Genomic DNA, 23,456 nt, shown 5'->3' with positions numbered 1-23,456 from the left:
CTATTTCTCCCTAATTGTCAGGAACAGGAGCTCCAGGGCAAGTTCGAGATTAACATTGGCACGGAGACGCACCTTCGTCTTCTCCAGTGCCTCAAGGATTTTTTCGATATTCTCATAAGAACGCTCGCTGGCCTGCTCTCTGATAAAATTAATCTCCTGTTTAAAAACCAGGTTGTCAATTTCCCTTGTTGCCTTAAACATCAGAACATCGCGGAACCAGAACTGGAAAATATCCAGATAATCATTGATATTATTCTTATCAGCAGTCAAAGTCTTGATTGCCTCTGTCAGCTCATAAACCTCCATGGAATTGGCATATTTCAAAATCTTCAGGGCATTGGCAGTCATATCCGCAAACTCCTGAGAAGTCGCAGCCTCCTTCGCCTTGCCGATACTGCCCTGCGCATAAGACGCATCGATCTCAGCCTGATAATCCGGCACCTGAAGATGCTCCATCAGATATTCCTTCACAAGACTGTCATCCACCACCTTCAGATCCAGACGCACACATCTGGAACGGATCGTAGGAAGAAGACTGTCGATATTGCTTGTCAGCAGCATGATCACCGCATATTCCGGCGGTTCCTCGATAGTTTTCAAAATGGCATTCTGCGCCTGCACCGTCATCATCTCCGCATCTGGAATGATATAGATCTTATACGGACTGCAGTACGGCTTGATATCCACATCACGCACAACCTGGTCACGCACCTCGTCAATGCTGATGCTTCCAGGCTTCTCATGAGTTACTGTAATGATATCCGGATGATTCTTGCCGATCACCTTCTTACAGGAATCACAAGTCATACACGGTTCAGACTCTCCCGATTCACACTGCAGCGCTGCCGCAAAAGTCCCCGCAAGAAGCTTCTTGCCGGATCCCGGTTCCCCTGTAAAAATATAAGAATGGGATACCTTTCCTGTCTCTATTGCATTCTTCAAATGCCTGATTATATCGTCATGGCCGATGATGTCATGAAATCCTGCCATAAGAATCACCTCTTTCTGCCTTTTGTGCCCTCCGTTATACCCGGCGGACATCTTTCAACTAATTATAACATAATCTTCTGTATAAAAAAAACTATTTTTCCTTATTGTACAGATTTTATATAATTTACGATCTCCTTCACACATTCATCCAGATTATGATTCTCAAAACGCTTCCATATACCTGCTTTAAGAATATTTTCCTCGGAAAAATCATTCTGATCTGCCAGAAAACGCCTGCACATCTCCTCGTACTTCGGCACCTCCTGGGTCTTCTCCCTGGCAAGCGCACGCTCCAGACGTTCTCCGTCTTCCACCTCTATATAAACCGGCCACATCACTTCATTGCCGTAATACTCCCGGAGCCTCACAAAAGACTCCAGTGTACCGATCCCCAGATAGCTGTCATTTCCCACAGACACCTGCCCGTCATCCGCAGTAAAATATGTCCACGGCCCGTAAACCGTCTGATAAGTACGCGCCTCGATCAGCTTCCCGTTTCTTCGGAACTCCTTCAGTTTATTCTCATCCGCAAAAAAATATTCTCTTCCATTCATCTCTCCATCCCGGATCGGACGGGTAGTATAGATCACAAGCCGCTTAAGCCCCAGCTCCTGATCCTTCTCCAGCTGTCTGTAAATACTGTCCTTACCGGAAGAGCTTTTTCCCATAATGTAAAAAATCTTTCCCATATGTCTCCTCTGTTACATCTCATTTCTCACAACACACACCGTCTCACTGGTCTGGTCGCTCAGGCCCTGGACCTCAAAGCCCTGTTCCAGGTATCTTCTCACATTTTTTACGAAATGTCCAGAAATCTGTTCCCCCGGAACGATCAGCGGGATCCCCGGCGGATAAAGATACGCAAACTCTCCGGACGTCCGTCCGATACACTCATCCAGAGGACACCGCTCACTCTCCGCATCCATAGCCTGGGAGATCCGCATGATCTGCTTCATTTTTCCGTTTTTCAAAGGCTCCTTCTCCACAGCCTCTTCTCTATATTTTAACGATTCACGGCGGTCGATCTCTTCAATAGCATCACAAAGCCGCTCAAAACCCTCCGCCGTATCACCCACAGCTGCCAGCGCCAGCACATAATTCTCCGCCTCCATCTCCATTTCCAGATGAAACTCCCTCCGGAGGATCTGATGCAGCTCCCGGCCGTTCAGCGAACTATCCACAGTAGAAAGCAATATCTTGGATCTGTCAAAATCAAAAACTCTCTGGCACTCACAGGCCTGCGGCGTTACCAGCCGGATATACTTACACTCGGAAAGACGCCTGCGTGCTTTTTCCAGATTCTCCGTAAACACACGGAACATCTCATCCCCCTCACGCTCCAGCTTATCCATGCACGCATCAATGCTGCTCATAAGAATATAAGAAGGACTGCTGCTCTGATAGATTCCCAGAAAACGCTTCAGTTTTTCCCGGCTCACACGATCACTGCACAGGTGGATCACCCCCGTCTGGGTCAGACAGGGCAGCGTCTTATGCACACTGTTGATCACCACATCCGCACCAAGCTGCGCCGCAGACACCGGAAAATAATCCGAAAACCGAAAATGCGCCCCGTGAGCCTCATCCACGATCAGCGGCACACCATAGTGATGCGCGATCTCCGCGATCCTAGCCACATCCGACACGATCCCGTCATAAGTCGGTGAAGTGATCAGCACCGCCTGGATCTCCGGATTTTCCGCCAGATACATTTCCACACGGCCGGGTGAAATCCCTCCGTTTATCCCCAATTTCGGATCCTCTTGTGGATAAATATACGTGGCACTCAGCTCCCGCAGATAAATCGCATGGTAAACCGCCTTATGGCAGTTCCTTGCCACCAGGATCTGTCCCCCCTTATCCACAGCCGCAGACACCGCCGCCAGGATCGCCCCGGAGCTTCCATTAATACTGTAAAAACTCTCCGGCACACCATAAAGCCGTGCAACATCCTCCTGCGCCCTTTTCAAAATATCCTCAGCATGATGCAGGTTATCAAACCCGTCAATCTCCGTAATATCCATCTCCACCGGAAAATCCCCCTCCACAGCCAGCGGATTCCTCTTATGCCCCGGCATATGAAACGGATAAAAATCACTCTTACCGTACGCTTCCAATTTCTTGTATAATCTGTCTTCCATAGTTCGTCCTTTCAAAAAATCCACCTCTGTTACTTTCCCCATATCAATATCATAGTTAGTTTCATTATACCTGAAACGAATTTTTCTGTCACTGACGATTATCCATATTTCAGATTTTTGCATCTAAGTCGGATGTATACCGTGGTAAATTTTCGCAGTAAACAGGTTGACAAAATATCATCTCGCACATATAATAATTTCAGAATCAAAAAACACTTTGTGTTTTTGTAAGGACGGCGTTGCGACGGCGTTCTATTTTTTTGCCAAAAAACAAGGAGGGGCTATCACCAGACGATATTCCCCTCCATTTTTATCACATCTCAGCAAAATCGATCCTCAGCTCCTCATAGATTCCCACCTTGATCGAATCCTGAAATGTATACTGCTCCGTATCCTCATTTTCAAAATCATACACCATTACCAGCTTCTTCACAGGATCCACGATCCAGTACTCTCTCACACCGGCAGTCCTGTATTTAAACAGCTTGGTATAATAATCCATACGCCTGCTCGCCGGAGAAACGATCTCGATGATCCAGTCCGGAGCCCCCTTACATCCCCTGTCATCCAGCTTATCCGGATCACAGATAACAGAAACATCCGGTTCCACATAAGTATTCGTCTTCTCATCCAGATACACCGCAAACGGTGCGGCAAACACCTCACATTTGCCCTTGTTAGAATCTATATAGTTACCTATCTTTCTGGACAAAATACTTGAAATCCTCTGATGCATCGTATTCGGCGGCGCCATATAATAAATATGTCCATCGATCAGTTCCGCTCTTTCACCCTCCGGCAAAGCATAAATATCCTCTATCGTATAAATTCTTTCCCTCAACAGCGGCATATCTCCACTCCTCTCAAAAGCACCCGGCAGATCATACACCATCATTCCGATCTGCACTCATACACCTGCAGCAGCTCCATCCGAAGCCTTCCCCACAGACTCACACCTTAAACCGGTACCCCACACCCCAGATCGTCTCAATATACTGAGGCTTGGCCGTATTAAACTCGATCTTTTCACGGATCTTCTTGATATGCACCGTAACCGTAGCGATATCACCCACAGACTCCATATCCCAGATCTCCCGGAAAAGCTCCTCCTTTGTAAAAACCCTGTTCGGATTCTCAGCCAGAAAAGTCAAAAGATCAAACTCCTTGGTAGTAAACGTCGTCTCCTCACCATTGACCCACACACGCCTGGCCGTCTTATCGATCTTAATACCACGGATCTCGATCACATCATTCTTACGCACATTGGAACCAACCAGCCGGTTATAACGCTCCATATGCGCCTTCACACGTGCAACCAGCTCACTTGGGCTGAACGGCTTGGTCATATAATCATCCGCACCAAGACCCAGTCCGCGGATCTTATCGATATCATCCTTCTTGGCAGAAACCATAATGATCGGCGTATTCTTCTCCTCACGGACCTGCCTGCAGATATCAAAGCCATCCACCTCCGGAAGCATCAGATCCAGGATGATCAGATCAAACTCCTCCTTCATGGCACGTACAAGCCCCGTATCACCACGGTTCTCGATCTCCACCTCAAAACCCGAAAGCTCCAGATAATCCTTCTCCAGATCCGCGATCGCTTCCTCATCCTCTATGATCAAAATCCTACTCATTCATCGGTACCTCCTGATATTTTCTGAGAACAAAATACATGATCGTTCCGATCCCCAGCCGGCTTGTGGCCCAGACCTTTCCACCATGATCCTCCATGATCTTCTTTACGATGGAAAGTCCGATACCGCTTCCTCCCTTGGAAGAATTCCTGGAAACATCGGTACGGTAAAAACGGTCAAAAATATACGGCAGATCCTTGGCGGCAATCCCCTTGCCGTTATCCTCGATCTCCACCTGGATAAAATCACCCACATCCTTCACCCGAAGCTGGATGATCCCCCTTGGCTTCTCCATATACTTAATGGCATTACTCACAATATTATGGATCACACGGCGGATCTGCTCACCATCCGCAATAACCTGCACACCCTTCTCCACATAATTGGCATACACAAGCTCGATTCCCCTGGTCTCCATCTCAAGCCCAAGCTCCTCCGCACAATCCGAAAAATAATCCTCCACATTCAGCTTGCTGAACGTATACGGAATACGGTTGGTATCGATCTTGGAATAAAAGGTCAGCTCATTGATCAGGTGATCCATCTCATTGGTCTTATTATAAATGGTACGCACATACCGGTCCATCTTCTCCGGCGTATCCGCCACACCATCCATAATGCCTTCCACATAGCCCTTCACTGCAGTAATCGGAGTCTTCAGGTCATGGGAAATATTACTGATCAGTTCTTTGTTCTCTTTATCCATCAGGATCTTCTCTTCCGTGGACTCCTTCAGACGCTTACGCATCTCCTCAAAATCCTGGCAAAGCTGGGAAAATTCATCATTCCCCTCAACCTCCAGCACAAAATCCAGATTCCCCTCCTTGATGTTCTTGGTAGCCTTCTTAAGCTTCACCAGCGGAACCGCAATACTCCTGTAGATCCACAGCCCCACTGACAAAGCAGTAAAAACAAGGATGATCGTTGCGGTCAGGATCATATCCTTGGCCATCAGCTTCACCTGGTTACTGGAAGACTGCGCCAGAGAAATATCATAGACCATCTGGCTGGAGTCCGAAGCCTGGCTGCTGCTCTCCTGCACATGCCTCGCCTGCGTCTGGCTGAACCCGTACAGACTTGCGGAAAAAAGAAGCAACGGCAGCAAGATGATCGCAACGAAGCCCACAATAATACGTGTTTTTAACTTCATCTGTATCTCCGTCCTTTATAAATTCACACATTCACATACACGTATTATAACATAAACTATATTCCCTATCTCTAAATTTTCTATAAAAAAGCCCCCGGTACTGATACTACCGGGGGGCTTCACTCTTTATTCTTCTGAAACGATTATTCGTAGCTGTTGCAAAGATACTTCTTCAGAGTCTCAACCTTGTCCAGATGCTCCCATGGAAGATCAACATCTGTACGGCCGAAATGACCATAAGCAGCAGTCTGCTTGTAGATCGGACGACGAAGGTCAAGCATCTTGATGATACCAGCCGGACGAAGATCAAAATTCTCACGAACGATCTCAACAAGCTTGGGCTCAGAAAGCTTACCTGTTCCGAAGGTATTCACACTGACAGAAGTCGGATGCGCAACACCGATCGCATAGGAAAGCTGGATCTCACACTTGTCAGCAAGACCGGCTGCAACAATGTTCTTTGCAACATAACGTGCAGCATAAGCAGCAGAACGGTCAACCTTTGTGCAATCCTTACCGGAAAAAGCACCGCCGCCGTGACGTCCTGTTCCGCCGTAGGTATCAACGATGATCTTACGACCTGTCAGACCACTGTCACCGTGAGGTCCGCCAATAACAAAACGACCTGTCGGATTGATGAAATACTTCGTATCCGCATCAACCATATCAGCCGGAATGATCGCATCAAAAACATACTTCTTAATATCCTCATGGATCTGCTCCTGAGTAACATCCGGATCATGCTGTGTAGAGCATACAACAGCATCGATTCTCTTCGGCTTGCCGGCCTCATCATACTCTACAGTAACCTGAGTCTTTCCATCCGGTCTTAAATATTTCAGAGTGCCGTCCTTACGAACCTTTGTCAGCTGCTGAGCAAGCTTGTGAGCCATGTTGATGGCATATGGCATATACTCCTCAGTCTCATTGGAAGCATAACCAAACTGAAGACCCTGGTCACCGGCACCGATGGAATCCAGCTCGTCCTCATTCATATCATCCTCTTTCTGCTCAAGAGCCTTGTCAACACCCATAGCGATATCTGTGGACTGCTTGTCAAGTGATGTGATAACCGCACAGGTATCTGCGTCAAAGCCATAATCCGCATTGTCATATCCGATCTCACGGATCGTATCACGAACGATCTTCTGGATATCAACATTAGCCTTGGTTGTGATCTCACCCATAACAAGTACAAGACCTGTTGTAGTAGCAGTCTCGCAAGCAACACGGCTCATCGGATCCTGTGCCATCATAGCATCAAGGATCGCATCGGAAATAGAGTCGCAGACCTTGTCAGGATGACCCTCAGTTACAGATTCAGATGTAAATAAAATTTTCTCCATGATCTTCTCCTTTTGTAATAAAACAATGGTTATATACATAAAAAACAGCCCGTACAATCCGGACTGTTTAAATTCTGTAAACAATCCTCTTATTGTTCGATTGCTCGCTCAGGTTGGCACCTTCCTGGGTTATCCGGGGTTGCCGTGGCTTCACAGATCCTTTGTATCTCCACCACTCTGAATAAAAGGCTATCTTTTATGAAATTTGCTGCAACACATACAATATACTTATCATACCAAAATGTCAAGAGCAATTTTCGAGAAAAAATATCACCCGCTGCTTTTTCATCCCCAATACGTAAATATTTCAAAAAAGAACCGGGCGTCCACATCGCCCGGTTCTTCCATCGATCATCCTTCAGAACGATCCGTTATTTATTTTTTCTTCTTTCTCTTAACTCCATAAGCTGCACCACCGCCAACAATGATCGCTGCTGCAAGGATTCCAACCCATACGCCGATCGGTGTATCATCGCCGGTCTTTACAGAACGTCTTGCTGTACCGCTGGTATCGTTCGGAGCAGTTCCGCCCGCTGTGCCGTTATTCGGGATCGGAGTGATCCGATCATTTCCACCATGATTTCCACCAGGTGTAACAGTCGGAATCGGTGTCGGCTCGGAAGAAAGACTGTTGGTGATCTCCTTTGTTACAGTATATCGGTTATCATTATTCAGTGTAACCTCACCCTGACCGGTAACTGTATACTTAAAGGTATCATCATCAACCGGATTTCCATCCTTATCCGTCTCCAGAACAGTATAAGTAACACTGTTGATCTCCTGATCCTTTGGAAGATCCAACATTACCTGAACACTATCATTCTGTTTCAGAGTCACTACCTTCTCAAGCGTCAGCTCACCGTTACTCTCAGTGGAGAACACACCTGCATAGAACGTATCATCCACAGTAGAAGCAACACCATCGATCATCACATTCTTCTTAATGTTGATAAATCCGTTACGGCTGAATATATCGGAAATCTTTGTATAATAGTTATTTACATAAGCCACTGCCTCAGCAGCACCACTATCTCCACCGATCACAACCTGATTGGACTTCTCTTCACTCTCGCCATTCAGCTTCGTTACATTGTAGTAGTAAAGATTCTCCTCATCCACCTCGATCTTCGTATTCTGCTGAAGAAGATTTCCATCCTCATCCAGCTCAAATACATAATAGGTGCCATCCGGAACATCCGTCCATGTAGCTGTACCACTGGAAGCATTCTGGATATGGATATCCTTTAAATAATCATCACGGAACGGGATCGTACCTTCCTGATCCGAAAAAACGCCAACCTTATAAGTTACATCCTCTTTCGTTTCCAGAGGAATCACATTGTCATTCTCATCAACATTATAGATTCTCTTCGTAACCTGGATCTGTGTATGCTGTTTCGTTGAAGTCTTCGGATATGCCTGCACATCATACATCCAGCCCTGCTCCTGATCTGCAAAAGGAACGGAGATCAGCATCGGTGAAACCATAACACTGCTGTTCGCATCTGTCTGCACCACCAGATACATGCCCTCAGCCAGATCGGTAACAGTAATATTACCCTCTGCATCAGAGGTTCTGGACAGACCCCACACATCCACGCTTCCGCTGCTGATCATATCTGCCAGCTGCCCTGCTGCTTCATACCAGCCGTCAGCCGTCGTGATGGAATCAAAATCGATTGCAGCGGCAGCCAGTGCCTCATCCAGCACGAAATGCACATTGCCATCAAAATTCACACTGCCAACCCTGTAGATCGTCAGCCCTACACCCGGCAGCGGAGTCTGATTTCCTTCCTCATCCGCCTGCTGAACTGTCAACGTCAGATTACCCATTGTTCCAGCTACATAATCCCCGGCGAAAACCGGCTGCAAAACACTCGTGACCAGCATAGCCGTCAGCATCAGAACAGCCAGAAGGCTCCGGAATATTTTTCCTTGCTTTCTTCTATTTTTCATCGCTCTCTGCCTCCTCTTTCCTTTCTGAAAGCTGTTTCATTCTGCGTTTTTTATCCTTGCGGCGGACAATCAGGTAAATCAGCAGAATCAGAATAACAAGCGCTGCCGCACCGCCGGCAAGAACCCTCTTCGGATCCACAACCGCAAGCTTCTGCGGAATCGTTTCGTCATTCTTAGTAACTTCTTCCTCCACATACTTCGTCCGAATACCACGAACAAGAAGTCTGTGAGTATTCACCGCATAAGGCGTACACGTAACCAGTGTCACATGATCCTCACCCTCAACAATATCCAGGTCACTGGTCTCATCCGGAAGCACCGTCTTGATCTGATCCACCTTGTAGGCCAGATTCTTGCCAAGAATATGCAGGATAAAAATATCTCCCTTTTCCATCTGATCCAGATCTGTAAAAAGCTTTGCGTTAGGAAGACCTCGATGCGCCGCCAGAACCGCATGGGTGCTCTTGCCTCCGATAGGAAGACTGGTGCCCTCCACGTGGCCCACACCCTTTTCCAGCACGGTCTTGCTCAGTCCGTGATAGATAGCCAGCTTCGCTTTGATCTTCGGGATCTCGATACTCCCCATCAGACCATCACCGTTCGGATCCAGAACCCTGTCATAAGGATGACTCAGCTCATAAGTATCCTCTTCCTCAAAAGCATCTACAATGGCATTCACCGGATGCTCGGCATTATACTCCTTCGCCTCTTTCCACAGCCTGTCATAGTCATTGTCCGAAAGCTCCGTTACCGCTTCCTCGTACTTACTGACCAGTTGGGCGTTACGGTACTGGTTCCACATATCACTGATCGTAGGATAAAGGAACACCCCCGCCCCCGCCAGAAACACCAGGGCGATAAAAATGTTCAGGACAACATTACTCTTTTTCTTTTTTTTCTTTTTAGCCATAAATCATTTCCTGCGTCGTTTTTTGTTCTGAACAGAATTGATACCGGCAACTAGGATCACCGCGATCACAATTCCGATCACAACACAGAGAGCAAGCATCGGAAGCGTCGGATTGGTGATTCCGGTAACCTTCTTCTCTGTTTTCTGAACCGCCTTCGCAGCCTTCATCGGAACTCTGTGTCCCCTCACCAGAAGTCTGTGCGTATTCACCGCATAAGGCGTACACGTAACCAGCGTTACATAATCATCCCCATCCGTGATACCCAGAGACTCTGTCTGCTCCGGAAGAACGGTAAGAATCTGATCCACCTCGTAAGCAAGCGTTTTACCCAGCACATGCAGGTAAAAAACATCTCCCTCTTCCACAAGATTCAGATCTGTAAAAAGTTTCGCACTTGGAAGTCCTCTGTGTGCCGACAAAATACAATGGGTACTCTTGCCGCCAACCGGAAGACTGCTGCCGAACAAATGACCGGCACCCTTCTCCAGAGACTCATCTGTCGTGTAATGATAGATTGGAATGCTCACATCGATCACAGGAATCTCCACATACCCCATCATTCCATCACCATTCAGGTTCAGAAGAGACTCATATGTACTGTCCGTCTGGCCATCCCTCACGGAAAAGGCATCCGGCACACTTTCCTGCTTGATCTGTTCGTTATACTCCTGCGCTGCCTTCCACATGCTGTCAATCTTCTCCGAATTATCATCCGAAGAAACACTGCTGCTATAATTACTGATCAGCAGGCTGTCCCTGTACCGGTTCCAGGCATCACTGACCATTGGATACAGCAGTATGGACAACCCTATCAGAAACAGCAAACCAAGTCCAATATATTTTTTCTTCTTATTCTTTCTCATAGGTTTCTCCATACTGTTGTATTTACCACTCCCGGCCCCCGAAAGGGCCGGGCGGTAAAAGATTTACTACTTTGTTTTAATACTTGCTTTGTCGTTGCTTATAAATAATTTTTGAATTGAATCGATCCGGCAATCAAACGATTACTCCTCAGATCCTTTTCTGCGGCTGATGAAGAAAGCACCAGCTGCGCCAGCCATAACTACAACACCGATGATAGTGAAGAGGTATGTTCCCATGCCACCTGTGGATGGAAGGGATGAAAGTCTTGAATCTTTCAATTTACCACTAGTATTTTTAAATTCAGCTTTTGCTACATTTCCCTCAAAGGTAAGATTAATATCCGCACCAGCTTCATTAATTGAATAACCATTTGGTGCTTTTGTCTCTTTAAAGTGATACTTGCCTTTATCTAAACCTTTAACTGTTACCTCACCATTTGCATTTGTAACCACGGTTGTTCTACGGGAATCAGGATTATATGTGTAAACACCTGTTTTCTGATCATAATCAAACGTTAATGCCTCTCCTACAACTTCTTGGTTATCTTTTGTTGTTACTTCATGCACTGTAAATTCAGCATTTGCAAGTTTCGTTGTTTCCGACTTAGCATCAATCTTTGTTAATACAATAGTACCGGTGTAAAGCTTAACATTATCATTAGTACCACCATATGTTTCATCACTCTTGTGGCCCTTAGCAGTGTTCTCTACAGTTACGCTAGTAATCTTTGCATTATATTTAACAGTAACTAACACACCTGCATTGGGATTGTCTGCATTTGCAACTAAGCTGTCTAAATTAATCTCAAAGGAATGTTTGTCATTTTCAGTTGGAACAATAGTAGTCCCAACTGAAATAGCATTTTTCCCATCGCCTAATACAACTGTTCCAGCTACATTTCCGTCTTCACCTAACACATAGTCAGCACCTTTAATTTCATCTGTAATTCTAAATGTTCTACTTCCTGTATTGTTTGCGTCAATGTAAGGAACGTATGTTTTGATTGTATATTCAACTACATCACCAATTGCAACTGCATGATCCTCATCACCAACAGTTTTTTCAATATCCAGATGTGATCTTTTTGCCTCCACGCTTGTATTCTGAAGTGTTGGTACTTTTTCTTTATCATAAGCACCAAATCCTACATATGCTGTTGCTATTTTGTAAGTATATTTATCCTTTTTAGCATCGAATGCATACACACCTGCTACGCTTACATCCAGACTCTCTTTATTTTCTAATGTAGTCCACTGAGCAGCTTTATTAGATTTAATAGTACTTAAAGCTTTATCAATATCTGCATTGCTAATAGCAGTTGTGCCTTCTGGAATATTCAATTCGCGATTTGACGTTGCATCTGGATTAGCTTTAAGAATAAGCATCCATAATGTAGTCTGAGCATCTTTTTTTGTTGCTGCTTTAAATGCATTTTCAGCTACTTCATTACTAAATTTCCAACCTGTTGGCTGAGTCTGATCCGGTTCAATAATCTGCATATACTTTAATGAATCCGCATCTGCAAAATTTGTTAATGTGATAGTCGCACGATCATCTGCAAAAACCGCTGTGCACATAGACAGTACCATAACCGCTGCCACTAATAATGCACCAATCTTTTTAAATAAATTTTTCATAAGGTTTGCTCCTTTCTTTCTCTGCATTTTTCTTTTTCGCCCTTCATCGGCCATTTACAATTAATGTGTTACGATCTCTTTGCTTCTTCCTCCCTTCGTTTATTATTTATAAACAACAGGAGTGCAGTTGCAAGAATCGCTACACCACTGATTGTAAATCCATAGGTTCCCGGTCCACCGGATTCTGGTAAGGAATATACCTTAGTGTTTTCGATCTGGTAGACATTCTTATCACCACTCGTTATTGGTGTGATTACTGTTCCATTATTCTTAGTTACTGTAACTGTTCCATCCGTAGCAACTGTGATCTTCCATGGATTCTGCGGTAAAGAATAACCTGTAGCGGCTTTTGTTTCTATCAACAGATAGTTACCTGGAACCAGTTTTTCAAATCCAAATGCTCCATTCGCACCAGATTCCACATTATCTTTTACTACATCACCCTGCTTCCAGTCAGCATCTGCTTTACAAAGCTTAAACTCTGCACCGCTTATAGTAATTGTATTAACCTGCAGATCTTTTACCGCATCGATCTTTACGAAATTTACATCAGATACAATTTCTTTGTTGGTAAAATCAGCTTTTCCAACGCATCCTGGACCAGCATAAGATGCATAATCAACATTTTGGGCTTTCAGCTCTTTTGCCTCTAATGCATTTTTGCCCTTTCTGTCGGTACCAATTGTAAAAGTAACATCTTTAGTTGTCTCATTATTAACAGTTGTCTCATTATTAACAGCCTTACAATTCGTTGCTTCTGTGTCGTCATATACAGCTGTTTCCAATGTATAACCGCTGTTAGATACCTCTCTTACAACATATTCGCCTTTGGCCAAATTTGCAATTGTAATACTCTCGTTATTACTAAATTTCGCTACATTCTGACCTTTGTTTATCGTTGCTTTTATTGGTGTCGGTTCGGTTTTAAGTTTCGTTTCAACTTTCTCTCCGTTTTCACCTGTTGTTACTTTATAGATTTCAAATGTAAATTCAGCATCCTGCTGAGCTATCTCACCATCTGGAAGCTTCTTGGTAATCTTAATCTGTCCGGCGATTACATTTACTGTATAAGTACCGGTAACCGCTTCGATATCCTTATCAGCAACCTCTGTGCCACCATCACTTGTAGCAGGTTCTTTTACATTGTTAAGCGCATCCATGCCTTTTCTGGTGTCTTTGGAATACGGATAGTATGTTACCTCAAGCTCATACTTCTCTACTGCTTTTCCAACCGTTGAAGCTTCATGAACTCCCATGTTTCCGCCTGGATTATCGGATAACTTATACGTATAAGTGAAATATCCTACCGGCTCATTTGTCCCTGGATAAGTGTACTCATATTGATGAGAACCATCTTTATTTGTGTCAAGTGTGATCGTACCTTTTTCAGTTAATTCCTTCTTCTGATCACCCATCAGTGTCGGGAATGTCGGTGTTTTGGAATCGCCTTCACCTGTCACAGGATTCATACCTGTAATCGTAGTAGTCTTTCCATCCAGTTCTACAACTTTTAATGTTTTAGCAAGTTCATTTGCATATCCTGACGGATCAATGCTTTCTCCCTTGAAAACAGTTGTTTCATCATTGCCAATAGAAAGACTCAGTAATTTAACATTTACAGATGGCTGATCAAAAAATCTGGTAGACTCATTATCCAGATAAATACCGGAATCTGCGCCATTGGTCGGTACCATATTTCCGCCAATGAAATCATCCTTTGCTTTGATTTGGAAGCTTGCTTTCCAGCCCTGATCTTTCGCTTCTGTAGCTTCCTTGTTTCCAATCTTCGCTGCGCCGCCGGTCCAAGTAATTGTAGTTGAACCATTTGAATTTTTAATAATTGTTACTTTACCTAATTCTTCTTTTGTTTTACTATCTTTCCAAATGATTTCTGTCGAACCATCTTTGGTTTCAATAGTTCCTTTTCCAAGATGACAATTATTAGCCAACTGAGTTAAACCTGTTTCTGTGAGTTCAAATCGTGGATCAATAGTATCTACTATCTTCTGTGGCTGAATTGTAAACAGATCACCGATTTTTCCTGCAATAACGTCAAATGTATTTACAAGACCTGTAACATCACTTGTATCATATGCATACTTATTGGTGCCTTTAGCTTCAGTTGCTATATAATTGCTCAGAAAATCCGATCCTGTAGTAAGTAAATCATGCTTTGAAAGATGACCAAAATCTGGAGATTTATCAGAATGCCCTACTTTCCATTTAAATTTCTCCGTTTCGCTAAGTCCTACACCAACCGTATACAGAATCGCATTCGGTTTTATCTCTTTTGCATTATTAACTGCTTTATTTGCCGTCATACAATTCTTGTTGTTATATTTAGTCCAATATCCCGGCATACCATCTGTCATAAACACAACATATTTATTTGACTGATCCTTTACTTTTGCCAACTGATTCTTCGCAGCTTCCAATGCAGATCCCATTGGTGTTCCACCATCAAAATCCTTCTCCTTTTTAGCATCAATATTGTTTTTTAAAGCTGCTACTCCATTTTCATCCAAGCTCTGGAAGTCCAATGTCTCTATGGTGGGATTACTTCCTTCAGTACCGCTATACCAGATAATTGAAATTCGACTTTCTTTCGATTTCTTACTTAAAGTATCCACAAATGTCTCTGCTGCAGTTTTTAAAGCCTCATACTTTTTAGTTTGATCCGTCTTACTTATACTCTTCGTCATAGAATCACTGGCATCCAATACCATTACAACACTGGCACCCTTTGCTTCAACTCCGGATTCTCGTCCTGTCAACTCCGCGTTCAGATCAACCTGATAAGTTCTTTCGCCATAATTATCAACTTTAACTTTCTTGCTGCTTGTTAAATTTTTTATAGCTTCTTCTTTCTCAGTGTAGTTGACAATTTGGTTATTCGCAACCTCAGTTCTTTCATCCGCCTTATAAAGTTTAGCAGTTGCCTTATCTCCACTGACTGTTACTTCCACCTTATAAGCTTCTTTAGATGCTACATATCCATCAGGTGCTACTGCCTCTGTTAATGTATAAGTTCCCTCTTTCAGATTATTAAATGTAACATTACCTTTAGCATCGGATGTTGTAATCGGGTATGTTTCGCCTCCATTATCATTTACCAGTTTGAACTTCGCACCGGAAATACCATTGCCTTTAGAGTCAACCTTTGTAAGTGTAAGATCTGCAAGAGGAACATTTTCTACATTTACAAATCTTGCATCTGGAATTGTGAAATCCATCTTACAATTGGATTCATAAGCACCTCGTTCCATATAAAGTACGGTAATCCTATGGGTTTTATTTTTTTCTTCATCTGTTGATGCTCCTATTCCTTCCTTGAATCCAAGGTATTTCCATAAATCAGCAGAACTTTCAATTGACTTATGAATACCACCAACATCAATTACTACTTTTTTTCCATCCAGTAAAACCCATAAATCATCATCACCAGTAAATTTATAATTCAATGGCCCTACATAATCTCCAAGCTTGAATTCTATATCATATCTCATTCCGAAATAGTCTTGTCCTCTTTCTGTCCCATCATCTATAGGATCCTTTAAAGGATAGAAGTAAGAACCATTATCATTACATTTAAAGTAACCACCTCCTGGCTGCTTTACTCCGGTCAGTTTGTAATTATTTCCTGTCTTGCTAAACAACAGCTTGTAGCTTGTATATTTTTCTTTACCTTCATCTTCACCTAAGTTATCATCTGTAAAAAATCCGGGTTGATCAACTTTCCATACAACTTCCTTATAGTCATTAGATAGCCCTGTTACTAAACCGGTCGTAACCCTATTATCATTTTCAACATAGATATTGGCATTTTTACCATTATCTCCGTATGCATTATAATCTCCTAAACCGGTCTGTTTTTGAGTTCCCATAATCATCATGTTACTTTTATCACGCTTTTGATAATGTGAAAGATCATTAATGCCCTTATTATTATTATTTTTAGGCTTTACCTGATAATCATAAAAAACCACATCTCCACTTTCTTCAGTTGATGGCTTTGGAATATAATAAATTTTTACAACTGTATCACTTGCAACTTGTACTTCATGGATATCATGTACTGGAGTTTCTTCTCCATTATCTTTTACAACTACAACCTTGTCTATATTATAATTCTCTGTTGCTCTGTAATCAGGAATCTTTCCTCCAACTTCTATATGGCGTACTGTATCCGCATAAATTTTAATATTATTGCAATAATGCTGTAATGTAACCTTAACTTTTCTACTAGGACTGTTATTTACAATTACATAAGTAGAAAAATGCGTCGTCTCGAACTCAACATCACCATTCTTGGCAACGCTGCCATCCATATTTTCAACGTTATCATTCTCGTCTACGTGATATACATCTGCATCCTTGATCTTCTTCTCATCATTCAGAGATACAGATACCTTCACTGTAGCACCTGGCTGAACCTCTTCGCCGTCCACCAGGAATTTGATATCGTAGGCGTGGATTTTCTCGATGGCTTTCTTTTCTTTAATCGCTTCTTCGGTGATCTGGTCTTCGGCTTCCTGGCTGAGCTCTACCGGTGTTACGGAAAGCTCTGCATTGTCCGGAAGGTCTGCCGGATCGGTAAGGGTGACTTTTACATTGACTTCGTCACTCGTGTAATCATATCTGGTGATCTCAGGCTGAATTTCTTCTTCCTGCACATCCTCGACTTCTTCTGCCTCATCACTGCTGTCAACAACCTGTGCCATATCACTTCTTATGTAAGCCTCGGTTCCTTCCCAGGAAACCTTGTACCAGGTTGCTCCGTCCTCTGCTGTTACGGTATCCAGAAGTGTGAGCTGTGTTCCTGCGTTTACAGTTGCCAGAACCTCTGCCTCGACAGATGGACTGATACGAAGATTCGTATCGTCTCCCAGAACCTCGATCAGGCTTGTCTCACCATTCTCATCTGCTGCCGGAACATCCTCCGGGCTCTCAATATCCTCTGCCGGTTCTTCCACCACATCCGGATCCTCTGTCGGCGCTTCGGTAGGTTCAGCATCCGGATTCTCCGCCGGAGCCTCAGAAGGCTCTGCCTCAGGAGTTACCTCCGGATTCTCTGCTGCCGGTGTCTCAGCTGCATCCTGCTCAGGCTCGTCCGAAATATCCACTCCGTCCGTAAGCTCCTCTGATGCGATAGACACCTCGTCCCCATTACCGGAAACAGCTTCCGCCTCGACATCTGCTGTCTCAGGAGAATCCCACATAACGGCAAAAACAGCTGCGTTGCCAGTCTCAACCTGAAGTGTCTGGATCTGTTTGCCCTCGTTGACATTCAGAACCTTCAGATCCTCGTTGGCCTGTAAGGTGTTAACATCAGTATCACCGGTACTGCTGTTATAATGAAGCTTCTCAACGGTTACACTCGTGCTGGCTGCATCGGTAAGCTCCGGTGCTGCCGGTGTCTTGTACTCAAAAGTTACTCTGACTCTGCCATTCGGCTCGACTCTGTTTCCGTCGCCATCAGCAAAATACACATCATACGCAAAAAAACCTCTCAGGCTGCTGCCCTTGTCTGTAGCTGCTGCTGAAAGCTTCTGAGAAACTGTATCATAAGATACGGATGAATTCTCGTTTACGCTGTCAGCCTTCAATGCTGTATTCTGCGGAAGAGCTCCGTCCTCCAGTGCCTCTGCTGTTACTTTAACAGAATCATTTTCATATGTAAGCGTCGATTGCTGCGCCTGTTCCGTTTTCTCCTGGTCAGCGCTGCTTACATCCGGTGTCGATTCTTCGGCCGCTGGTTCAGATGTAAATTCGCCATCTGTAAATATATCCTCCGTTCCATCTCCGAACGCCTCACTCGCGGAGATCGTATATGCACTCGGCATACAGGATACCATCAACGCCAAAGCCACCATAAATGCCAGGAGTTTTCTGATCTTATTATTCCTTAATTTTTTCATACCTTTCCCGCTTTCCTGTGTGTGCATTAACGTGTACTGTATTTCTTATTACTTTACTTCTGTTTATATTCCTTTCTCTTAAAAAAGCTTCATGTTTTTAGCCGGTGAGTAAACAGGTTACACCTTTACAATATTTTACCCTTATGTGATTGTAGTGTCAATATACCAGACATTTTTGGTAAGGATACTGACATTATCAGATGCTATCGAAAATCAGCCTTCAACTCCTCCTTCTTAACTTACTCGTTCACTGGTTCTTTTCGCCTGATTTTTCAATAAAATCTGACTATTCGTGGTATTTATTATACAACACTAATAGTTGTTTTGTAAGGCACTTTTTTTCATAAAAAAGTGCCTCTGTCACTATTTTAACATGAATTTCTTCAGCTCATCCCGCTTCTTGACATTCAGCTTGCAAAAGATATCCGTAAGGTAATGCTTGACAGTATTAATGGAAATCCCCAAATGCTCTCCTATCTCCTTATTGCTCCATCCCCCACTTGCCAGCATGGCAATAGAAAACTCCATCGTCGACAGCTCTCCCGTAACCTTTCTCCGGTTTTCCGGATTATGAAGCGCCATCCAGCCCCTGCTGAAAGAAATCACCCCTTTCGTGATACGCCTCCGGATCCCGATTCCGGATACAAGCCTCGACCAGCCCCCGCAAAAGCCCATGATGCTCAATAAAAGGCTCCAGAAACCCATCCATCTTCGCCAGCTCCCAGCTCCGGAGCATCTCCTCCTGCGCCTCCTGCTTATGCTTTCGGTTTATCGCACACACCGCCATCATACAGTGGATATACGTCATACTGATCGGATACGGCCTCTCCGCCATAAACAAAGCAGCCTTCCCCATCCCATAAGCACTCCATATCTCCCCGTTAAGATAAGTATGGTGCGCCATCACATACGTGGCAAAAAGCCTCAGCCCCTCAGGAAGCATCCTGCTGTACTCCCCAAAAGCAGGCATCCCATCCGTAGGCAGATGAAGCAAAACCGCCCCCACATACCCCGCCAGAAGACAGGACGCATAAACATCCTTAGGAACCTTCTTCTTCATAGCAATCTTCACACAGGACTGGATCCCCTCCATCCCCCGCTTAGCCGCCGTCACATTCCCCAGCGACAGATTAGAATACCCATACAAAATACACGCCGAAAGCTTCAGCTCAATAACCCTGCTGGACAGATACCCCCTCGTGATCTCACAACACTCCTCCGCCTGCCCCGTAAAATAAAAAAGCTCAGCCCGCGCAATATTCCTCAAATCCACATCCACAAACCCCTCAACAACCTCCCGAGCCCTCCCAGGCTCAAAAGACGAATTCAAAAGCGGCAAAACCACATAATCACACATACACTCCACTCCCCTCCAAAACCCAGGCAGCCCCCAAAAGACCACCCTCAAAACCAAACCAACAAACCTCCGAAGCCCTCACACAAGCCACATCAACACACATCCGAAGCCCATCACACACCCCTCATCAACACACATCCGAAGCTCATCTCTCAAGTCACATCAGCACACATCCGAAGCTCTTCTCTCAAGTCACATCAGCACACATCCGAAGCTCATCACACAACCCTCATCATCACACATCCGAAGCTCTTCTCTCAAGTCCCACAAAACAGTCACCAAAACTCCGGATATCAATCAACCAGTCAATCAGGCCAACCATCTTTTTCCATAATTATAATCCAAAATACTCCAAAAATAAATTTAAATATTACACAAAAACACCACACCCTATCCAAAACAGCCTCTATCCCCAATCCCCTCACGACAAAACCCAAAAAACTCACCCCACCCACATCCAGCGCAGCGCCGATGCCACACCATTTCCCAACACACCACAAGGAAACTCAGCCCCTGCAGCCATCCAGCGCAGCGCTGATAGCCCACCCCCTCCCGGCAAACCACCACTCCCTCACACCCCAAAACCAGAACGGACAGACTGCCAGCAGGGCGGCTGCATGGTCGGGACCCGGTGCGTCGGAGTAAGCCGCTGGTCATACTTGGCACCTGAGGCACCTGGCGGGAAGGTACTCTGCGGCCACAAGCCGCAGAGTAAGCCCCATCTGTCTGAGCCAGGTACGCATCAGCGTACATGGCGAGTTATGGGGCGCCCTGCACGACAGGCGCCTCAGACGCCTAGTATGACCCGGCGAAACGACCGCACCAGGCACGACCATGCAGCCGCCCCGCTGGCAGACTGTCCGTTCGTCCCTCCATTCATCCCACAAAAAAAGAGCCCCCAGGCCCAAACACCCAGGAACTCTCCCAAAACCAAACAACATCATCTCCTCCGCAGCTTCCTCAGCTCCCTCTCCAGCCGATCCGCACGCGCCTTCTCCCTCAACGTATTCACCCTCTCTTCACTCCGCCCCTGTTCAATCCCTTGAGTGATTCCCTGGCTGATTCCTTGGCTAATTCCCTGTTCAATCCCTTGGGCGATTCCTTGACTAATCCCCTGTTCGATCCCCTTATTAATCCACATCTGCTCAATCTCAAAACTCTTCATATACGCCACCGTAACCTTTCCATCCTCTTTAACAACCCTGACCATCTCCAGCAACTCCCTCAAAACATCATTTACCGCATTCACCTCCCTGGTATCCGTTACTGAAAACTTATAAAAAGTTATAAACTTCTATGTTTCATTCCTACTTCAACGAGTATGCTTTTGATGATATAAATATCTATCTACTCACAAGTTCTTGTACTCTCCATAGGCGTAAATTCCGGATTAACGTACCCGTACATATTTGCACTAACGTTTTAGTGTTAGCTTGCAACTCTTTCTCCATAAGCCTTGAGATTTATAGATGCCTGAAAATCTCTATCAATGACATTTCCACAATCACATTTATAAATTCTGTCAGATAATTTCAAGTCTTTTTTAATGTTTCCACAGCAACTGCAAAGCTTTGATGATGGATAAAACCGATCAGCCACAATAAGCTGGATCCCTTTATCCCTGCACTTGTGTTCAAGCTGCTTTCTAAACTCAAAAAACCCCTGATTCTGAACTGCTTTTGATAAATGTCTATTTTTCATCATTCCACTAACATTCAAATCTTCAATACAAATAAATCTTGGTTTTCGACTTACAATTTCAGATGTAGTCTGATTCAAATAGTTCTTACGGATATTTGTTAATCTGTGATTTCGTTTTAATAAAAGTTTTTCCTTTTTGATTACATTATTTGTTTTGCAGTAACTTTCTCCTTTCTTATTTTTCTCGTAAGAACGAGAGATACTACGCTGTAATCTGCGTTTCTGTTTTTCTAGTTTCTTTACTTTCTGACTTTTATTGATGTTCTTATACTTAGCTCCATCAGAGCAAATAGCCAGATCTTTGATTCCTAGATCTATACCAATTCCATCATCATTAAGTTTTTCTATGCAATCAGGAAATTCCACACATACGCTGATCCACCAGTTCAACCCATCAAAAGATATTCTCGGATTCATGTATTTAGCATCTGTAGGAATACGACCATGCTCTGCAAGTCTTACCCAATTTAGTTTTTGTTTATTTCTTTTCCTGCTCGAAGAAAATCCTTCAAACTTAACATGAGTATTGCTGAATTGTATCTTAATATTATCCTGATAGAACTTCGGCATTGATCTCTTTTTTGACTTGAATCTTGGGAATTTCTGCAAACCTTTGAAAAAGTTCTTATAAGCAGTGCAGGCATCTTTGATTGCCTGTTTGGTTACATTATTTGAAATACTCAATAACCATGCGTATTCATCAGAATGTCTAAGCTTTGTAAATTCTTTTCTGAGTTCTGCATCTGAAATGAATTTTCCGTCTTTTTCATAGTTTTCTTTTTCCCTTGCCAAAGCCCAGTTATAAGCAAATCTTGAAGCACCTGCGTACTGAAACATCTTAGTTTTCTGTACATTGTTTGGTATCAACATTGCTTTTATGGCTTTTACCATCTACTTCCTCCTGTATCAGTTCCCGGATAAGTTTCTTAGCTTTATTCGCTCGTTTTCCTTGTAATTTGCAACTGAATACTGTGATTATCTGAACCAGATCTTCAACAAGTTCCTGCTGTTCGGATTTTTCAGTATTATCAATCTGTCGTTCCAGATCATCTTTCTGTTTATGGCTGGAAACGCGACAATATCCAATTGTAATGCGATTTTTAGGCTTTACATTTATTACCTGGTTGAGTTGCTCGTCAGAATAATATCTATAGCCGCTTACTGTAGTATGATGCGGATGAAGTTTTCCATTGGCATCCCAATTTCATAATGTCTGGGCGGATACGCCTATAATTTTTGAAAATTCATGTATAGAATAATATTTCCTCAAAGCATCAGCTCCTTTCCATAATATTCCACTCTAATATCTTATAAAACTCAACATGTACTTATATGATTTTATAATTTATATTTAACTGTTAATAACCTCTCACCAATACCAGGAAACGTCATCACCGCATTAAACAAAAAATCATCCAGAAGATTCATATCCTCAAGCCGCTTCCTCTGCATAAGACTCCTCCTTTCACTATGATGGCAAAAGAAAAAGCCTCACACAACCAACCGGCTCCTCCCCGCCATATTTATACAACCAACCATATGGGGATCAGATAGCCGAACGGCCCAGAATGTTCCCAGATATGTACCTTCAGTATAACCATCCCACCAGCAAAAGTCAACAAAAACCCTTCGACAAAAACCGCCATCCCCACACCACCAATACCACATCCCACAGCATCCACCACAGCGCCGATGTCAACTCACCCCACAACGCATCCAGCGCAGCGCCGATGCCACACCACCTCCCGGCAAACCACAAGGAAACTCAGCCTTTGCAGCCATCCAGCGCAGCGCTGATGGCTCATCCCCTTCCGGCAAACCACCACCCCTCACACCCCCAAAAAA

The 23,456-nt window shown here is 44.1% G+C and carries 16 protein-coding genes, 1 pseudogene and 1 riboswitch; all 17 genes and pseudogenes read right to left on the bottom strand.

Features of this window, described 5'->3' with window-relative positions:
* The 17 genes and pseudogenes from holB to CCC17_RS05360 all read right to left on the bottom strand — a co-directional run bounded on the left by holB (position 1) and on the right by CCC17_RS05360 (position 22,881).
* Positions 1 to 990: a DNA polymerase III subunit delta' gene (gene holB, locus CCC17_RS05440; protein WP_015526578.1), complete on the bottom strand. Its 990-nt coding sequence runs from the start codon at positions 988 to 990 to the stop codon at positions 1 to 3.
* Positions 991 to 1,091: 101 nt separating this feature from the next.
* Complete coding sequence (locus CCC17_RS05435; RefSeq protein ID WP_287082668.1) at positions 1,092 to 1,679, bottom strand: guanylate kinase; 588 nt, start codon at positions 1,677 to 1,679, stop codon at positions 1,092 to 1,094.
* A gap of 12 nt (positions 1,680 to 1,691) precedes the next feature.
* Positions 1,692 to 3,131: an aminotransferase class I/II-fold pyridoxal phosphate-dependent enzyme gene (locus tag CCC17_RS05430; RefSeq protein WP_287082667.1), complete on the bottom strand. Its 1,440-nt coding sequence runs from the start codon at positions 3,129 to 3,131 to the stop codon at positions 1,692 to 1,694.
* Between the two features lie 313 nt (positions 3,132 to 3,444).
* Complete coding sequence (locus CCC17_RS05425) at positions 3,445 to 3,981, bottom strand: Uma2 family endonuclease (RefSeq protein WP_022426158.1); 537 nt, start codon at positions 3,979 to 3,981, stop codon at positions 3,445 to 3,447.
* Between the two features lie 100 nt (positions 3,982 to 4,081).
* Positions 4,082 to 4,771: a response regulator transcription factor gene (locus CCC17_RS05420; RefSeq protein WP_287082666.1), complete on the bottom strand. Its 690-nt coding sequence runs from the start codon at positions 4,769 to 4,771 to the stop codon at positions 4,082 to 4,084.
* Positions 4,764 to 5,921: a sensor histidine kinase gene (locus tag CCC17_RS05415; RefSeq protein ID WP_118625737.1), complete on the bottom strand. Its 1,158-nt coding sequence runs from the start codon at positions 5,919 to 5,921 to the stop codon at positions 4,764 to 4,766. The genes CCC17_RS05420 and CCC17_RS05415 overlap by 8 nt, the downstream gene beginning before the upstream one ends.
* 143 nt (positions 5,922 to 6,064) lie before the next feature.
* Complete coding sequence (gene metK, locus CCC17_RS05410; RefSeq protein ID WP_044960865.1) at positions 6,065 to 7,267, bottom strand: methionine adenosyltransferase; 1,203 nt, start codon at positions 7,265 to 7,267, stop codon at positions 6,065 to 6,067.
* Between the two features lie 86 nt (positions 7,268 to 7,353).
* Positions 7,354 to 7,455, bottom strand: a riboswitch (SAM riboswitch).
* 187 nt (positions 7,456 to 7,642) lie between these two features.
* The gene (locus CCC17_RS05405; protein WP_287082664.1) at positions 7,643 to 9,223 is read right to left on the bottom strand and encodes a pilin N-terminal domain-containing protein; all 1,581 of its coding nucleotides are present in this window, start codon (positions 9,221 to 9,223) and stop codon (positions 7,643 to 7,645) included.
* Positions 9,213 to 10,133, bottom strand: coding sequence for a class C sortase (locus CCC17_RS05400; RefSeq protein WP_173754322.1), 921 nt, complete (start codon positions 10,131 to 10,133; stop codon positions 9,213 to 9,215). Before CCC17_RS05400 ends, CCC17_RS05405 begins: the two co-directional genes overlap by 11 nt.
* Before the next feature lie 3 nt (positions 10,134 to 10,136).
* A complete protein-coding gene (locus CCC17_RS05395) occupies positions 10,137 to 10,997 on the bottom strand; it encodes a class C sortase (RefSeq protein WP_287082662.1) in 861 nt (286 codons plus the stop codon).
* A gap of 141 nt (positions 10,998 to 11,138) precedes the next feature.
* Positions 11,139 to 12,635, bottom strand: coding sequence for a SpaH/EbpB family LPXTG-anchored major pilin (locus tag CCC17_RS05390; RefSeq protein WP_287082661.1), 1,497 nt, complete (start codon positions 12,633 to 12,635; stop codon positions 11,139 to 11,141).
* A 68-nt stretch (positions 12,636 to 12,703) separates the two neighbouring features.
* Complete coding sequence (locus CCC17_RS05385) at positions 12,704 to 18,553, bottom strand: SpaA isopeptide-forming pilin-related protein (RefSeq protein ID WP_287082659.1); 5,850 nt, start codon at positions 18,551 to 18,553, stop codon at positions 12,704 to 12,706.
* Between the two features lie 363 nt (positions 18,554 to 18,916).
* Positions 18,917 to 19,135, bottom strand: a complete 219-nt coding sequence (locus CCC17_RS05380) for a helix-turn-helix transcriptional regulator (RefSeq protein ID WP_270855996.1) — start codon at positions 19,133 to 19,135, stop codon at positions 18,917 to 18,919.
* Positions 19,122 to 19,910, bottom strand: coding sequence for a helix-turn-helix transcriptional regulator (locus CCC17_RS05375; RefSeq protein ID WP_287082658.1), 789 nt, complete (start codon positions 19,908 to 19,910; stop codon positions 19,122 to 19,124). Before CCC17_RS05375 ends, CCC17_RS05380 begins: the two co-directional genes overlap by 14 nt.
* A 940-nt stretch (positions 19,911 to 20,850) precedes the next feature.
* Positions 20,851 to 21,159 carry a hypothetical protein gene (locus tag CCC17_RS05370; RefSeq protein WP_129976296.1) on the bottom strand — a complete coding sequence of 103 codons (309 nt, stop codon included), beginning with the start codon at positions 21,157 to 21,159 and terminating at the stop codon, positions 20,851 to 20,853.
* 179 nt (positions 21,160 to 21,338) lie between these two features.
* Positions 21,339 to 22,502 (bottom strand): RNA-guided endonuclease InsQ/TnpB family protein, encoded by a 1,164-nt coding sequence (locus CCC17_RS05365; protein WP_287082656.1) that lies wholly within the window; start codon positions 22,500 to 22,502, stop codon positions 21,339 to 21,341.
* A pseudogene (locus CCC17_RS05360) lies at positions 22,450 to 22,881 on the bottom strand (MerR family transcriptional regulator). The gene CCC17_RS05365 and the pseudogene CCC17_RS05360 overlap by 53 nt, the downstream one beginning before the upstream one ends.
* Positions 22,882 to 23,456: the final 575 nt, after the last annotated feature.

Origin of the sequence: Blautia sp. LMAG:36, from assembly GCF_008680535.1 — a bacterium.
Taxonomy (GTDB): Bacteria; Bacillota; Clostridia; order Lachnospirales; family Lachnospiraceae; genus Blautia_A; species Blautia_A fusiformis.
This window is presented reverse-complemented; position numbering and strand designations above follow the sequence as displayed.

Coding starts and splice junctions, on each gene's coding strand:
- holB (WP_015526578.1), bottom strand. CDS start 990: ATGGCAGGATTTCATGACATCATCGGCCATGACGATATAATCAGGCAT.
- CCC17_RS05435 (WP_287082668.1), bottom strand. CDS start 1,679: ATGGGAAAGATTTTTTACATTATGGGAAAAAGCTCTTCCGGTAAGGAC.
- CCC17_RS05430 (WP_287082667.1), bottom strand. CDS start 3,131: ATGGAAGACAGATTATACAAGAAATTGGAAGCGTACGGTAAGAGTGAT.
- CCC17_RS05425 (WP_022426158.1), bottom strand. CDS start 3,981: ATGCCGCTGTTGAGGGAAAGAATTTATACGATAGAGGATATTTATGCT.
- CCC17_RS05420 (WP_287082666.1), bottom strand. CDS start 4,771: ATGAGTAGGATTTTGATCATAGAGGATGAGGAAGCGATCGCGGATCTG.
- CCC17_RS05415 (WP_118625737.1), bottom strand. CDS start 5,921: ATGAAGTTAAAAACACGTATTATTGTGGGCTTCGTTGCGATCATCTTG.
- metK (WP_044960865.1), bottom strand. CDS start 7,267: ATGGAGAAAATTTTATTTACATCTGAATCTGTAACTGAGGGTCATCCT.
- CCC17_RS05405 (WP_287082664.1), bottom strand. CDS start 9,223: ATGAAAAATAGAAGAAAGCAAGGAAAAATATTCCGGAGCCTTCTGGCT.
- CCC17_RS05400 (WP_173754322.1), bottom strand. CDS start 10,133: ATGGCTAAAAAGAAAAAAAAGAAAAAGAGTAATGTTGTCCTGAACATT.
- CCC17_RS05395 (WP_287082662.1), bottom strand. CDS start 10,997: ATGAGAAAGAATAAGAAGAAAAAATATATTGGACTTGGTTTGCTGTTT.
- CCC17_RS05390 (WP_287082661.1), bottom strand. CDS start 12,635: ATGAAAAATTTATTTAAAAAGATTGGTGCATTATTAGTGGCAGCGGTT.
- CCC17_RS05385 (WP_287082659.1), bottom strand. CDS start 18,553: ATGAAAAAATTAAGGAATAATAAGATCAGAAAACTCCTGGCATTTATG.
- CCC17_RS05380 (WP_270855996.1), bottom strand. CDS start 19,135: ATGGCGCTTCATAATCCGGAAAACCGGAGAAAGGTTACGGGAGAGCTG.
- CCC17_RS05375 (WP_287082658.1), bottom strand. CDS start 19,910: ATGTGTGATTATGTGGTTTTGCCGCTTTTGAATTCGTCTTTTGAGCCT.
- CCC17_RS05365 (WP_287082656.1), bottom strand. CDS start 22,502: ATGGTAAAAGCCATAAAAGCAATGTTGATACCAAACAATGTACAGAAA.